Source organism: Bordetella tumulicola (assembly GCF_054779135.1).
The window spans coordinates 423,986-437,985 of record NZ_BAAGYU010000006.1 but is presented as its reverse complement, the minus strand read 5'-3'; the positions used below and the strand labels follow the sequence as shown (position 1 = coordinate 437,985).

The following is a 14,000-nucleotide window of genomic DNA, read 5'->3' as shown; positions in this document are numbered from 1 at the left end:
GCGAGCGTCGATTGCGCCAGGTCTGTGCAGGCCTGGCGCAGCGTCGCGCGCACGGGCCTTCGTCAATGGGCGACCTCGTCGCATGTTGGACTGGACGATTGCCTATCGAGAGAAGTCGTTGAAACGAGTCGGAACGAGATGAGTTCGGCTGTTACTCAGAAGCACGCGAATCATTCGAACGCATCCTTCAGACTCATTCAGCCTCTTTCCATGAATTACAGATACACAGTTCCTGACAACGTCATTATCAGGATTGACGATAACGCTTGCAGCCCTTACGACACCTGGAAACTCAAGATGACGGGGTCGAGCCAGGTAATGGTCGATGGCGTTGACGTCATTGTCAACGCCATCATTGAATGCCCTGATAGCTGCACCAACAGCATCGTTGCTTTGAACGGTGCCGACGTCGTCATCGGCCCCACCATGGGTGCCCGCGTAGATACCAGTATGACGTACAGGATCGACGGAGCGTCCTCGCTGACCTACGGCAACCAGGACTCGCGCACGAGCGATTTCGACAACGTCGATTTCGAGTTCACCGGGGACGCCGGCGGTACGCTTAAACTGATCTTGCCGAATGATCCGGCCGTCGATGTTCCTGTCATTTCCATTCGCGGTCTGCGCATCGGTGATCGGATCATTGCGGAAATGAACGATCCCGATGGCGGTGGCAACTTTCTGCCGGTGGACATGAAATACGACGAGAATGGTCTGCTGGGCGTGGGATACGCCATCGATGGTCTCCCTCTTGAAGTTAACGGTCCTACCGTCAAATTTGTGAAATTCCAGATCGATGGTGATGTGCCGGCGGGCACCGTGCTTTCCGTGTACGACAATGGTTTGATCAGCTACGCCTGCTATCTGCGCGGCACGCACATCGCCACCCCTGACGGGGAATCCAAGGTCGAGGCTTTGCGGGCCGGCGACAAGGTGCTGACCGCCAGCGGGCAGGTGGCCACCGTCAAGTGGCTGGGTTATCGCAAGCTGACTGCGTCGCGTATCCCCGCCAAAGACGCGCTCAAGGCCTTTCCGATCACGTTTCACAAAGACGCCATCGCCGATAACGTGCCGCATCGCGATCTGACGATCTCGCCTCATCATCACCTGTACTTCGACGGCAAATTGATTCCGGCCATGGCGTTGGTCAACGGCAAGACCATCACGCAAGATCTGTCACGCCAGTCGTTTGAGTATTTCCATGTTGAGCTGGACCACTTCGACATCCTGTTGGCCGAGGGCGTTGCCGCCGAGTCGTACGTGGATACGGGGAATCGTTCGATGTTTCAGAACGTCAACCCCACCTCGATGTTGGCGGACTTTGGGCCTGCTCCGGGCCGTCAATCCATCGCAGGCATGAAGATTGTCCGCAAGGGCCCCGTGGTTGAGGCCCTGCGCGAGCGTCTGCGCCTGCGCGCCGAGGCGATCACGTTTGTGGCCCAGTCTGTGGTTCAGCGCCGCGTCGCGTAAGTCGACCACGAGCCTTCACAGCTCGCATTGCGATCGTCGACATCGCTACGCGATCGTTGACGTCGTTACGCGAGCGTCGATTGCGCCAGGTCTTCGCAGGCCTGGCGCAGCCGTTCAATGAGCTCGCGATGCAGGCTCGATAAGGGATCCTGTGTTCGCGTCAAAATGCTGAGCGGGACCTTCAGCGGCGGATCCAGACGCCGCACGATCATGCCCGGACGCAACATGGCGCGCACGGTAATGGCATCGACGATCGCTTCGCCGCAGCCGGCTTCTGCTAGTGCACAGGCGACGTAATGGGTCTGCACTTGAATGGCCACATCGGGATTCAGGCCTTGGGCATCCAGCGCCATCTGCAGCAGCGTGCCTGAGGCATCGCGCGAGTCCAGCACGATCAAGGTGTCATCGACCAGGTCGGCCAGGCGGGTCGTCGTCGTAGTGTCCGCCTTGCGGCCCAAGTGCACCAGTTCGGTATGGCCCAGCGGCGCGCGGGTCAGGCCCGCATAGTCGTGCATATCGAATGTCACGGCCAGGTCCAGCTCGCGGCTCAGCAGTCCCTGGACCAGCTCGGCGCTGTGATAGGTATGAATATCGAACGTCAAACCGGGGCGGGCGTCACGGCTGGCGCGTACCACTTGCGGCAGCAGGCCCAGCCCCAATGCGGGTGCGCAACCCAACCGGATGTGGCCGTGCGGCCGATCGCGCAGACTGGCCGCCAGTCTGCGCACGCTATTCAGGTCTTGATTCAGGCGAGTGACCTCGGGGGTCAGGATCTCGGCCTCGCGCGTGGCCACCAGACGGCCCTTGACGCGCTCGAACAGCTTGAAACCCAATTGCGCCTCGGCGTGCGCAAGCAGCTTGCTGGCAGCCGGTTGGGAAATATGCAGCGCCGCCGCCGCTTCGGTCAGTGAGCCCGTACGGCGGATGGCTTCGAAAATTTCGATGTGTCGAAGACGCATGATAAAAGGGTGGGGGAAAACAGGGATTCTATTGCGATAATGGCGGTTGGCACAGGTCGATTTCATTACAGCCGCAATCAGGCCGCGGATTTAGAGCAAGGCACGGCACTGGAGAATCTGGCGCCGGCCCTGCGCGGCATGGGGTACGAGGTCAAGATGGTCGATTTCCCCAGCGGCCTCCAGGGCATCGTCATCGATGCGGGAGGGCTGCTGGATGGGGCCGATCCAAGACGCGAAGGGTGGGTGCTGGGTGACTAATCGCCGAGGTCAGCGCGGATCTCGGCATCGTGCTCGCCGAGCGCAGGCGGTAGCCTGCGCAGGCTGGCTGGGGTGCGCGATAGCTTGATGGGCGAGCCTACCCCGCGGTAGTCGCCTTGCTCCAGCACCATGTCACGATGCTGCGTGTGCGGATGGTGCAGCACGTCTTCGACGGTCTGTACGGCCGCCGCCGGCACGCCTTGCCGCAGCAACTGTTCGGCTAGTGGTGCCGCTTCGTACGGTGCCAACAGCGCAGTCAGTGCGTCGCGTAGTGCCTCGCGGTGCTGCAACCGGTCGGCGTTGTTAATAAAGCGCGGGTCCGTGGCCAACTGAGGGACATCCAGCGCCTTGGCCAGCGCTGCGAATTGCCGGTTGTTGCCCACCGCCAGAAAGATCGGCCCGTTGCGGGTGGGCAGCGTTTCATAGGGGGCGATGTTGGGGTGCGCATTGCCGGTGCGGCCCGGTACTTTGCCGCTATAGAAATAATTCGCCGCATGCGGATGCAGCAACGACACGGCGCAGTCGTACAAGGTGATATCCAGAAACTGCCCCAGCCCACTGCGCGTGCGCTCATTCAGGGCCAACAGTACCGCCACCGCCGCGTTCAGGCCCGTGACCATGTCTACCACGGGCAGTCCCACGCGCGTCGCTTGACCGTCGGCATCGCCGTTGACGCTCATCAAGCCGCACATCGCCTGCGCGCAGGCATCGTAGCCAGGCAGGCCGCCCAGCGGGCCGTCCGCGCCAAAGCCGCTGACGCGACAATGAATCAGGCGCGGAAATGCGGCACAGAGTTCGTCATAGCCGAGTCCCCATTTCTCTAGCGTGCCAGGCTTGAAGTTCTCGACCAGCACATCGGCGTCGGCCAGCAGTCGGCGCAACAGCTCCTGGCCGGCGGGTTGCGACAGATCGAGCGCCATGCCGCGCTTGTTGCGGTTGACGCCGACGAAGTACGACGCCGTATCGCCCAGAAACGGAGGCCCCCAGCCGCGCGTTTCGTCGCCGGCAGGAGGTTCGATCTTGATGACATCAGCACCGTGGTCCGCCAGCAACTGCGTGCAGTACGGGCCGCCCAGCACGCGAGACAAGTCGATGACGCGGCAGCCCGCCAGCGCGCCGGGTTGCAGAGTAGGGATAGGCATAGGGAATCGATCCTCAGTCCAGCGCCACGTGGGCTTCCTGGACGATAGCGCGCCACTTGGGTACTTGCGCATCAATGAAGGTGGCCAGGCCTTCAGGCGTCTTGTCCTCGGCGTCGACGATGCCCTGCTTGTGCAGGGTTTCTTTGACACCCGGGTCCGCTAACGTCGCGATAAAGGCCTGGTTCAATTTGGCGACCACCTCGGCAGGCGTGCCGCGCGGCGCCACGATGCCAAAGAAAACGCTGACGTCGTAGCCCGGCAGGCCCTGTTCGGCGATGGTGGGCAGATCGGGCAGGGCGTCGGAGCGTTCGGCGCTCGCCAGCCCGATGGCACGCAACGTGCCGGCCTGCACGTGCGGCAATGCGGTCAGGATGTCGGTGAACGACATCGATACCTGGCCACCCAGCAGGTCGTTCAGGGCCGGACCGGTGCCCTTGTAGGGCACGTGCAGGATTTTCGTGTCGGCCATTTTGTTAAACAGAATGCCGGCCAGATGCGAGGAGGCGCCGTTGCCCGACGAGGCATAGCTGAGCTTGTCGGGATTTTCCTTGGCGTAGGCGATCAGTTCCTGCACATTATTTACGGGTACCGACGGATGCACGGTCAGGATGTTGGGCAGGTGGCCGATGCGGATGATGGGCGCAAAGCTCTCTTGGGGGTCGTACTGCTGTTTCTTGTACAGGCTGACGTTGATCGCCAGCGGGCCCGACGTGCCGAACAGGAGGGTGTAACCGTCGGGCTTGGCGTTGGCGACGTATTCGGCGCCGATGTTGCCGCCGGCGCCGCTGCGGTTTTCCACCACTACGGTTTGCCCCAATTGGTTTTTCAGACCCTCGGCCAGGCGGCGCGCCATAGCGTCCGTGGGGCCACCGGGTGGGAAAGGAACGACCAGCGTCACAGGCCGGTCGGGATAGGCGTCGGCCGCCGAGGCAGGGGCCGCGGCGAGTAGGGTGGCGGCTGCCATGGCCAGGCAGAAAATACGACGTTGCATGGTGGTCTCCTGAGGGGAATGAACGCGCTTTTGCCCGGGACGCGGGTCGGATAGCGCTGTTGTGAAGGCCGCGGGCCATGTGGCCAGCGGTGGGACATTACAGGGCATCGGCCAGGATGGCGCGGCACGCGGCGTCTTCTTCGCCGGGGATCGCGCACGGGTCGCGGGGCGCCAGGCGATGCCGCAGCACCTGATCGGCCAATAGGCCGCGGCTGGCCAGGCCCGGGGCGCTGGCTTCGCGGCGCAGTGCGGCCAGCGATAGCGCGTGGTACAGCGCCGAGGCGGCCTGGCGGGCCAGATCGGGCCGGTCCTGCAGTGCGGCGTGTCGGGCTAGTGCAAAGGCGCTGTCGAGCGCGCGTGCCTGATTGTCGGCCAATGCCGGATCGCAGGGGGCGCCGTCTTGCAGCAGGGTGTCGATATGGCGGCGCAATGCGGCCAGCGCGTCGGTTTTCTGGATGGCGCGCAGCACGTCTAGCGCCACGATGTTGCTCGTGCCTTCCCAGATAGAGCCCAGGTGCGCGTCGCGTACCAGACGGGATTCGACGAACTCTTCGATGTAACCGCAGCCGCCGCGCACTTCCATGCCGTCGCCGGTGACTTTGCGCGCGTCGCGGCAAGCGCGAAATTTGATCAGTGGCGTCAGGATGCGGGCCAGCGCCGCGGCGTTGGCGTTCTGCTCCGAGTCGGCCAGCGCGATCGCCGTCTGGAACATGACGCTGCGCGCTTGCTCCGCCCAGACATTCATCTTGGTCAATTGGCGGCGCATCAGCGGCATATCGATCAGGCGTTTGCCAAACGCGCGGCGTTGCTGGGCAACGTAGATCGCCTCTGTGACGGCGCGGCGCATCAGGCCAGCGGCACGCATGCCGTTGGACAGTCGCGAGTTGTTAATCATGTCGGCCATGTGCTTGAAGCCCTGGCCGCGCTCGCCAACCAGCCACGCCAGCGCGCCTTCTAGACGGATCTCGCCGCTGGCCATCGAGCGCGTGCCGAGCTTGTCCTTCAGGCGCAAGATGCGGTAGGCATTGTGCGTGCCATCGGGCAAGTCGCGGGGCAGCAGGAACAGGGATACGCCTTTCAGGCCGTCCGTGGCCTCGCTGCGTGCCAACACCATGGCAAAACCCGCGTCGGGGTTCGAGCAGAACCATTTGTCGCCATGCAGGCGCCAGGTGCCGTCGTCGTGCGGTTCGGCACGCGTCGTGGTGGCGCTGACGTCCGAGCCCGCGCCCTGTTCCGTCATGAACATCGCGCCCTGGCGCAGTTCGTCGAAATCCTGCGACGTGACTTGCGGCAGCACGCGTTCGATCAGGTCCGGGTCGCCGAATTTGCGTAGCGTACGGGCCAGCGAATCGGTCATGCTGACCGGGCAGCACAGACCGAACTCGCCTTGCACAAACAGATGGCTGAGTGCGTACTTGGCCGCCGGGGGCATGGGTTCGGGCCAGCCCAGCACGCCGCCGCGATGCGATAGCGCGGCCAGACCAAACTCGCTGTAGGCCAGGCGTTCCAGTTCGATATAGGCGGGGTGCTTGTGTACCCGTGATTCGTCCTGTCCGGCTCGGTTGCGCACCGACAGAGTCGGCGGATTCTGGTCGGCTACGGCGGCGAGTGTGTCGATCTGACTGCCGGCCAGTGCACCCAGGCGATCCAGGTGAGGCAACAGATGGGCGTACAGCGCCGGCGGCAGGTACAGCGCGCACAGTGCGGCGGCGTACGGATCGGCGCTGAATAGGTTCAGACCACGCGAATCAGGAACTTCGGTAGCGGTGCAAGCAGCGGATAGGGTGGGCATAGCGGACACTCGGATGGCGGGACAGTGCATGGTCGCGCAAGCTATCTATCTATACAAATACCGTTTTTATGTAGAACAATACATAAAAAATATAGATTCAAACTCACCATCGGAACACGCCATGGATCTGGAACCCCGCCTGCTGCGCTATTTCATTGCGGTCGCCGAAGAGCGACATTTCAGCCGTGCCGCGGCCCGACTGCATTTGTCGCAGCCGCCGCTCAGTTACGCCATTCGCCAGTTGGAGTCCACGCTGGGCGTTCGTTTGCTCGAACGCACGAGCCGGCACGTCGCTCTGACCGAAGCGGGGCGGGTGCTCTATCGTGAGGCCCAGGCGCTGTTGCGCCAATCGGAAGCCATCGGCACCTTGGTCCAGCGTGTTGACGCGGGGCTGCGGGGTCGGTTGCGTATCGGGTTTGTGGGGTCCATGTTGTATCGCGGGCTGCCTGATCTGCTGGCGGCGATGCGTGCGGCGCTGCCCGATGTCGAACACGTACTGACCGAGTTGAATTCGCATGACCAGGTCGAAGCCGTGCGTCGCGGCGAACAGGACCTTGGATTCATTCATGCCAACCCGGCGCCTGCCGAAGTGCAGACCCAGGATTTGATGGCAGAGCCTTTCGTGCTGTGTGTACCCGATACCCACCCGTTGGCCCGGCGCCGGCGCGTCCAACTGCTGGAGCTGGAGGACGATGACTTTATTTTGTTTGCACGCGAGGCGTCGCCCAGTTATCACGAGACCGTGCTGTCGCTGTGCGTGACCGCGGGCTTTCATCCTGTTATTCGCCATGAGGTGCGGCATTGGCTCAGCGTGGCCGCGCTCGTGTCGCAGGGGTTGGGCGTGTCGGTTGTGCCAGCCTGCCTGGCACGCAGCGGCCTGGCGGGAACGAAGTTCATCGCCTTCGAGCACCAGGCTCGCTCGGTCAGTCAGATGATTTGGCCGCGCGAATCCGATTCGCCATTGTTGCGCATGGCCGTGTCGCTGGCGCAAAAACACTATGGCGAAAACCGCCAGACGCGGCGCTGAGCCAGGCGCGTGGTGACAACTACGCGATACCAATACGGCGTCAATCTCGAAGAGATTTCTCTGACCGTATCCGACTGAACATCCCCGTTGCTGCGCCGCGGGAAGAAAAATCGTTGACAAGGACTCTTCCTTTGTTGGATCATTTGTCCAGACAAAGTGATAAATAAGACAAAGGAGACAAAATGGAAGTCGTGGCAGTGAGCCCCAAGCGATATCGCTTCAGTTTCGGTCGTTATTTGGAGGAGTTCGAAGTGGGGGCGGTGTACGAACACCGACCGGGCCGCACCTTGACCGATGCGGACAACATTCAGTTCTCGCTGATGACGATGAATTTTCATCCCATGCATTGCGATGCCGCGCACGCTGCCAAAAGCGAGTTTGGCAAATTGCTGGTCAACAGTGGCCTGACGGTGGCAGTCGTCTTAGGCATGACCGTCGCCGACGTCAGCGGCAAAGCCATCGCGAATCTGGGCTGGAAAGAAATCAATCTGACTGCCCCGGTCTTTGCCGGCGATACCTTATATGCCGAGTCAGAGGTACTGGAGTTGCGTGAATCGCGCAGTCGACCAACACAGGGCATCGTAACGACACTGACGCGTGCCTATAACCAGAATGGCGTTGAAGTGATGAACTTCATCCGGTCGTGCCTGGTGCCCAAGCGCGGGCATGGTGTGGGCGATCAATAGTCGGCACACCTGTTTTTCCAACATCGCGCGACAAATTTTGCTGAAAACGCCGCAGCGCTGTGCGCCAGGATCGTGCACGTGCTGCATTGCAGTACTCATCCAGGAGATATTGCCATGTTTCATTCGCTATTGCGCCGGGCTGCATTGTTGTTCCTTACGTTGATCGTCCCCTTGAGTGCCGGAGCCGTCGAGATGGTGCTGACGTCGGAAGTCGCCGCGTCGCACTGGAAAACGCGCTACATGAATGAGTTCGCCAAGGATGTCGCCAAGCGCACCAATGGTGAAGTGCAGGTCAAAGTCTTTCCCGCGTCACAGCTGTACAACGATCAGGACGGTATGGCGGCGTTGGGCACAGGCGCCGTGCATATGGTGTGGCCTGTCTCCGTTCGCCTGGAAACGTTGGATCCTGGCTTGGGTTATGTGAATCTGCCATTTGGCTTGTCGGACCAGAAGATGGAGAACGCGTGCTTTGCGAACGGTCTGACGGCACTGATTTCCGACCGCTTGAAGTCCCGCCAGCTGCAGGTGCTGGGGTTGCTGCGTACCGCTGACCTGTTCTTCATTTTTCGCGATCGCGATGTGAAATCACTGAAAGATATGGAAGGCGCGAAGCTGCGGGTGACGGGGGGGCGGATCTTCCTGGACATGGTGCGCAGCTTTGATGCCAGTCCGATCTCGATGGCCGCGTCGGAAATGAGCACGGCCTTGGCGCAGGGCGCGATTGACGGCGTGTTGACCTCACCGGCGGGTTGGGCCGAGATGATCGGCAAGACTGGCAAATACGCCTTCCATGTTCCTGGCATGTCACTGGCGACCTATGCGGTCGTGGTCGATCGCAACTGGATGGATGCGCTGACGGATTCGCAGCGCAAGGCCGTGACCGACAGCCTGAACAGTATTGTCCAGCGCCAATGGGAAGAGGCCCGCGAGGCTGACGCCAAGCTGGTGAAAAAAATGGAAGAGCAGGGCTCGACCTACCGCGTTGCCGACGAGGCCGCCTCGGCAGAGTGGAAAGCCCGCGCCGATGTTGCCAAAAAGGCCTACACCGACAAATATCCCGAGGTAGTGAAGCAGGTCGACGAGATCACCAAACGCTGCGGGGCCTGACGTGAGTACCCCGACAGCGTCGGCAGTGCATGGGGCGCGCGAGTGCAATCTGCCCGTGAATGATCGAGATTTAGCGGAGTTGACCGAGGTTGTGGCCGCCTTGACGGCGACTCTGGCGCAGGAAACGGCGACATTATCGATGACGCAGATGGCCGTGCCATTTGGCCACGTGCTGCAAGCGTTGGCGCCGCAGCCATGGTTCGATGTGCCTGTTGCCGAAAAGACTGCCGTCATGAGCAGCGAAGACTGGGTGCGTGCCAGTCTGGCCGCGATAGCGCGTTCGGCGCCAGGAAAATTGGCATGGATGAGTATCGATGCCGATGCGGCGTTGGAGGCCGCGCGCCACTGCGACGACGAGCGGCGCCAGGGTCGAGTACGAGGCCCTTTGCATGGCATGCCTGTCGGGATCAAGGATATGTTTGACCTGAAAGGCCGGGTTGCGGGCTGGGGAACGCCCTTGCGTTCTGATAGTGCGCCCGCCCGTATCGACGCGACGATCGTGACGCGCTTGCGTGCGGCGGGCGCCATCGTATTGGGCACGCAACATATGGCGGAGTTTGCCATGTCTCCCACAGGTTGGAATGCTACTTATGGGCCGGGCCGCAATCCCTGGGATACGGATCGGGTCTCGGGAGGCAGTTCCAGCGGCGCGGCCATGTCGGTGGCGGCCGGGCATGTGCCGCTCGCGATCGGCTCCGATACCGGCGGTTCCATTCGGTTGCCCGCTGCGCTGTGTGGATTAACCGGGCTGAAACCGACCCAGCATCGCATCAGTGTCGCAGGCGCGATGCCGTTATCGGCAAGCCTGGATTGCATTGGCCCATTGGCGGGATCGGCCGAATTATGCGGTCAGGCCTATCAGGCCATGGCGGGACCGGACCCTGCGGACGGGTCCTGTCTGGATGCGCGGGTCGCGGTGGGCGCGGCACAACGTCGTCTGCGTGTGGCGGTACCTCAATGGCGAGATGAGGATCCGCTGTCGCAAGAGATGCGGCGATCGCTGGACGAAGCCGTGCAGGTGTTGCGCACATCGGGCGTGGAGTGTGTGACCGTGCCGTCGCCCTATCCGATGTTGCAACGGGCAGGGGTGCTGGCGTCCATTTTGCTCGTTGTCGAAGCGTCCGCGATGCATCAGCGCTGGTTGCGCCAACAGGGAGATGCCTATGGACATCAGGTGCGTCGGCGCATTTCGCGCGGCTTCTTGGTGTCAGGCGTGGATTACTACGATGCCTTGCGTTTGCGCGAGCCCTTTTTGCAGCGCTATTTGCGTGAGGTGCAGGGCGATGCAGACGTGCTGTTGTTGCCCAGCACACCGGGTGTGGCGCCGCTTGTCGAGGACACCCGAGTCGGGGACCAAGCTCGGCTGGAACGCGAGTTCTCCTTGTTGTCGGTATGGACACGAGGCATCAATTATTTGGGGCTGCCCGTGCTGAGCGTACCGATCGGCGGGGGGACGGGAGGGTTGCCTTTAGGGATGCAACTGGTTGGCCCTCCGCTGGGCGAAGACAGGGTGTTGGCGTTAGGCCGGCTGTATCAACAAGCGACGCAATGGCATCAACAGCATCCCAACGATTACGCAGCACACGACGATCAATTCCCGCGCGACCCATCAGGGCGTCGTCAAACGACAAAGGAGGCAACATGAAGGCATGCTGGAGTAAAGCCGCATTCTGGATGACAACGCTGGTTGTCGGGTGGGCGTCAGCCGCGAACGGAACAGAAATGATCATCACCAGTGAGATCCCACTGGCGACCAATCCCAGTCCGTATATCGAGCAGTTCATCACTGAAGTCGACAAGCGGACTGACGGTGCGATCAAAGGAAAGTATTTCCCCGCGTCGCAGCTCTATAACGATCGTGATGGTCTGGCCGCACTGGGTACGGGTGCCGTGCACATGGTGTGGCCCGTGTCTTCGCGGCTAGAGCAGTTTGATCAGCGCGTGGGGATCGCCAGTCTGCCGTTTGCACTAACGACAGAAGAAATGACCAACGCGTGTTTCGCGAATGGATTTACGCGTCAGATTTCGGGTTATCTGGAGCCCCGTGGCATGCAGATTCTAGGGTTCTTGCGCACGGCAGATCTGATTTTCCTGATGAAGGATCATGACATTCAGACCGTCGCGGATCTAAAGGGTCAGAAAATTCGCGTGATTGGCGGGCAGATCATGTTGGACGCGATGCGTTCGGTACAAGCCAGCCCCATTTCAATGTCGGCCTCAGAAATGTCGGCGGCGCTATCGCAGGGCGCGATCGACGGCGCAATGACTTCGCCGGCGGGGTGGGTCGATGTGCTGGGAAAGACAGCAAAGTACGCCACGCTGGCACCAGGCATGGGATTGGCAACGTCAGCCGTGACCGTGGATAAGCAATGGCTGGACGCATTACCTGATGCACAGAAAAAAGCGATTCAAGAGGTGCTGAGCGAAATCATCGCGCGGCAATGGAAGGAGACCGTGGCCAAGGATAAGGCGCTGATTGATCAGATGGTCGGTAAAGGGGGGCATTACCGCGTGATGGCGCCCGACGAGGTCAATAAGCTGAAAGAACGTTTTCTGGCCGCGGGTGAGGGTTTTCGCAACAAGCATGCGGATGTGATTGCGCAATTAGAAAAAACTCGCCAGGAGTGCATCCATGATGGCAAGTGATCTTAAGCCTGGCCCACTGCACGCGAGACAGCCTTTGCCTGACAAGGCAACGGCTGCCCCGCGCGCCGCGCCGGTTTTCGGCCAGCTAGGCTGGCTATCCAGAATCATCCTGGCGGTGGGCACTGTCCTTGCGTTGGGCGCGACCGGCATCATGATTCTGGAGGGGTTTAGCCGCTACGTTCTGAATGTCAGCTATTTCTGGGCCGAAGAGTCGGTTCGCTTTTTAATGGTGTGGGCATTCTTCCTGACACTGGGCGTTGCCGGCTTTCGTCACTATCACATCCGTACGGAATTGCTGGTGCAGCGTTTGCCGCGCGGCCTGCAGCGTGCCGTGTGGTTGCTTTCTTGCGTGGCCGGCATGCTGTTCGCGTTCATCCTGGCGTATTCGTCCATTCCTCAAGTACAGCGGTTTTATTCCATGGGCATGGTGTCCGAGTCGTCACTGGAGCTGCCCATGTGGTTGCTGTTTTTGGCGATGCCGGTGGGTGGCGTGGCGTTGTTTCTGTATTACGCATGCGCTGCCTGGTACGCCTGGCGTTGGGGCGATCCCTTTGCGCCTGAGCCTATCGACGAGACACCGGACGCCGGCGTCGCCACCGCGCTAAGCCGTCAGGAGCCACTGCTATGACATTAGGACTTTCCGTAATTGGGTTGTTGGTGTTGCTGGCGCTGGGGGCGCACGTCGGAACGGCCATGGGACTGATATCCAGCGGCATGGTGATGTCCGTAGACGGTGTTCCGCTGACGGTCGTCGCGCAGACGGCGTTCAAGTCGATCAATAGTTACCCGTTGATGGCGATTCCCATGTTCGTGTTGATGGGCAATCTCATGATGCGCGGCAATATCGTGGCCGTGATGATCGAGTTGATCGGTAGCCTGGTGCGCTGCGTGCGAGGCGGGCTGGCGTTGACAGTGATGCTGTCGTGCGTCTTCTTTGCGGCGGTTTCGGGATCGAGCGTCGGGTCTGCCGCCGCCATTGGCGCGGCGACGGTCGACGGGTTGAAACGAGAGCACTATCCGCCGCGTTTCTCTGCCGCATTAGTGGCAGTGGGGGGGACGCTGGGTTTGATGATTCCTCCGTCATTGGGTTTCATTCTGATCGGCTCCATTGTGGGGATTCCCGTCGACAAGCTCTTTGTGGCCGGCATTCTGCCTGGCCTGATGGAGGCGGCGCTCCTGTTGTTGACGACGATCTACCTGACGCGTCGTTATGGCTATGGCGATACGACGGGAAAGCCTGATCTGGCGGGTTTCGCGAAACGCTTGCCGCGCGCGGCCGGCGCCTTGTCGATGCCGGTGATCGTGTTAGGCACGATCTATCTCGGCATCTTTACGCCGACTGAAGTGTCGGCTGTGGCCGCCGGGTACGCGGCGCTGCTGTGCGTGGTGGTGTATCGCACCATGAATTGGCGTGGCGTATGGCTGGCATCGCAAGAGTCGATTCTGCAGTCGACCATGATCTTCATGGTGGTCATGGGCGGCAGCCTGATTGGTTTCATTCTGGCGCGCATGGGCGTATCCGCTTCATTGATTGGCGCGATGGAAAGCATGGATATGTCGGCCTGGCAGTTTCTGTTGCTGGCCAATGCGGTTTTGCTGGTGCTGGGCATGTTTCTGGACGGCGTGGCCATGATCGTGTTGACCGCGCCGTTGCTATTCCCCATGGCCACGCATCTGGGTATTGATCCGGTGCACTTTGCCGTGATCATGGTGGCCAACGTCGAAGTTGCCACGCTGACGCCGCCTATTGGTCTGAATCTGTTCGTCATGAGTGGCATCGCTCGCATTCCCGTCGAGCAGGTGGCGCGCGGTGTTGTTCCCTTCTATCTGACTCGTTTGATATCGCTGGCGTTGATTACCTTTGTTCCCGCGATATCGCTGACGCTGGTGAGTTGATGCCCGAACGTGTTTCTGCTGGAGAA

At 61.1% G+C, this 14,000-nt stretch carries 12 protein-coding genes and 1 pseudogene; 9 read left to right on the top strand and 4 right to left on the bottom strand.

Annotation, left to right across the window (positions count from 1 at the left end; genetic code table 11):
* Window positions 1–297 precede the first annotated feature (297 nt).
* On the top strand, window positions 298–1,470 hold the full coding sequence (locus ACYVDM_RS06030; protein WP_415789566.1) for a Hint domain-containing protein: 1,173 nt from the start codon (window positions 298–300) through the stop codon (window positions 1,468–1,470).
* 65 nt (window positions 1,471–1,535) lie between these two features.
* On the opposite strand, the gene ACYVDM_RS06025 is transcribed toward ACYVDM_RS06030, so the two are convergent.
* Entirely contained in the window at window positions 1,536–2,429 is an 894-nt protein-coding gene (locus ACYVDM_RS06025; protein ID WP_415789564.1) for a LysR family transcriptional regulator, read from the bottom strand.
* 69 nt (window positions 2,430–2,498) lie between these two features.
* Between ACYVDM_RS06025 and ACYVDM_RS06020 the strand changes: the two are divergent.
* A pseudogene (locus ACYVDM_RS06020) lies at window positions 2,499–2,687 on the top strand (gamma-glutamyltransferase); the annotation flags it as partial.
* Here the strand turns inward: ACYVDM_RS06020 and ACYVDM_RS06015 are convergent.
* The 3 genes from ACYVDM_RS06015 to ACYVDM_RS06005 all read right to left on the bottom strand — a co-directional run bounded on the left by ACYVDM_RS06015 (window position 2,684) and on the right by ACYVDM_RS06005 (window position 6,612).
* Complete coding sequence (locus ACYVDM_RS06015; protein ID WP_460475325.1) at window positions 2,684–3,829, bottom strand: CaiB/BaiF CoA transferase family protein; 1,146 nt, start codon at window positions 3,827–3,829, stop codon at window positions 2,684–2,686. The pseudogene ACYVDM_RS06020 and the gene ACYVDM_RS06015 sit on opposite strands and share 4 nt — an antisense overlap.
* Window positions 3,830–3,842: 13 nt before the next feature.
* Complete coding sequence (locus ACYVDM_RS06010; RefSeq protein WP_415789560.1) at window positions 3,843–4,820, bottom strand: Bug family tripartite tricarboxylate transporter substrate binding protein; 978 nt, start codon at window positions 4,818–4,820, stop codon at window positions 3,843–3,845.
* A 97-nt stretch (window positions 4,821–4,917) separates the two neighbouring features.
* Window positions 4,918–6,612 (bottom strand): acyl-CoA dehydrogenase family protein, encoded by a 1,695-nt coding sequence (locus tag ACYVDM_RS06005; protein ID WP_415789558.1) that lies wholly within the window; start codon window positions 6,610–6,612, stop codon window positions 4,918–4,920.
* A gap of 121 nt (window positions 6,613–6,733) precedes the next feature.
* Here ACYVDM_RS06005 and ACYVDM_RS06000 point away from each other — a divergent pair, with 121 nt between their 5' ends.
* From ACYVDM_RS06000 to ACYVDM_RS05970, 7 genes are all read left to right on the top strand, one after another.
* The gene (locus ACYVDM_RS06000) at window positions 6,734–7,639 is read left to right on the top strand and encodes a LysR family transcriptional regulator (RefSeq protein ID WP_415789556.1); all 906 of its coding nucleotides are present in this window, start codon (window positions 6,734–6,736) and stop codon (window positions 7,637–7,639) included.
* A gap of 182 nt (window positions 7,640–7,821) precedes the next feature.
* The gene (locus ACYVDM_RS05995; RefSeq protein WP_415789554.1) at window positions 7,822–8,325 is read left to right on the top strand and encodes a MaoC family dehydratase; all 504 of its coding nucleotides are present in this window, start codon (window positions 7,822–7,824) and stop codon (window positions 8,323–8,325) included.
* Between the two features lie 114 nt (window positions 8,326–8,439).
* Window positions 8,440–9,432, top strand: a complete 993-nt coding sequence (gene dctP, locus ACYVDM_RS05990) for a TRAP transporter substrate-binding protein DctP (protein WP_415789552.1) — start codon at window positions 8,440–8,442, stop codon at window positions 9,430–9,432.
* 1 nt (window position 9,433) lies between these two features.
* Window positions 9,434–11,077, top strand: coding sequence for an amidase (locus tag ACYVDM_RS05985; protein WP_415789550.1), 1,644 nt, complete (start codon window positions 9,434–9,436; stop codon window positions 11,075–11,077).
* Window positions 11,074–12,078, top strand: a complete 1,005-nt coding sequence (gene dctP / locus ACYVDM_RS05980) for a TRAP transporter substrate-binding protein DctP (protein ID WP_415789548.1) — start codon at window positions 11,074–11,076, stop codon at window positions 12,076–12,078. The genes ACYVDM_RS05985 and dctP (ACYVDM_RS05980) overlap by 4 nt, the downstream gene beginning before the upstream one ends.
* A complete protein-coding gene (locus ACYVDM_RS05975) occupies window positions 12,065–12,706 on the top strand; it encodes a TRAP transporter small permease (RefSeq protein ID WP_415789545.1) in 642 nt (213 codons plus the stop codon). The genes dctP (ACYVDM_RS05980) and ACYVDM_RS05975 overlap by 14 nt, the downstream gene beginning before the upstream one ends.
* Complete coding sequence (locus ACYVDM_RS05970; RefSeq protein ID WP_415789543.1) at window positions 12,703–13,974, top strand: TRAP transporter large permease; 1,272 nt, start codon at window positions 12,703–12,705, stop codon at window positions 13,972–13,974. Before ACYVDM_RS05975 ends, ACYVDM_RS05970 begins: the two co-directional genes overlap by 4 nt.
* Window positions 13,975–14,000: the final 26 nt, after the last annotated feature.

Bases quoted from the DNA above. Each gene is read 5' to 3' on its own strand.
- dctP (WP_415789548.1), top strand. From the start codon at position 11,074: ATGAAGGCATGCTGGAGTAAAGCCGCATTCTGGATGACAACGCTGGTT.
- ACYVDM_RS06005 (WP_415789558.1), bottom strand. From the start codon at position 6,612: ATGCCCACCCTATCCGCTGCTTGCACCGCTACCGAAGTTCCTGATTCG.
- ACYVDM_RS06000 (WP_415789556.1), top strand. From the start codon at position 6,734: ATGGATCTGGAACCCCGCCTGCTGCGCTATTTCATTGCGGTCGCCGAA.
- ACYVDM_RS06030 (WP_415789566.1), top strand. From the start codon at position 298: ATGACGGGGTCGAGCCAGGTAATGGTCGATGGCGTTGACGTCATTGTC.
- ACYVDM_RS05975 (WP_415789545.1), top strand. From the start codon at position 12,065: ATGATGGCAAGTGATCTTAAGCCTGGCCCACTGCACGCGAGACAGCCT.
- dctP (WP_415789552.1), top strand. From the start codon at position 8,440: ATGTTTCATTCGCTATTGCGCCGGGCTGCATTGTTGTTCCTTACGTTG.
- ACYVDM_RS06010 (WP_415789560.1), bottom strand. From the start codon at position 4,820: ATGCAACGTCGTATTTTCTGCCTGGCCATGGCAGCCGCCACCCTACTC.
- ACYVDM_RS06015 (WP_460475325.1), bottom strand. From the start codon at position 3,829: ATGCCTATCCCTACTCTGCAACCCGGCGCGCTGGCGGGCTGCCGCGTC.
- ACYVDM_RS05970 (WP_415789543.1), top strand. From the start codon at position 12,703: ATGACATTAGGACTTTCCGTAATTGGGTTGTTGGTGTTGCTGGCGCTG.
- ACYVDM_RS05995 (WP_415789554.1), top strand. From the start codon at position 7,822: ATGGAAGTCGTGGCAGTGAGCCCCAAGCGATATCGCTTCAGTTTCGGT.
- ACYVDM_RS06025 (WP_415789564.1), bottom strand. From the start codon at position 2,429: ATGCGTCTTCGACACATCGAAATTTTCGAAGCCATCCGCCGTACGGGC.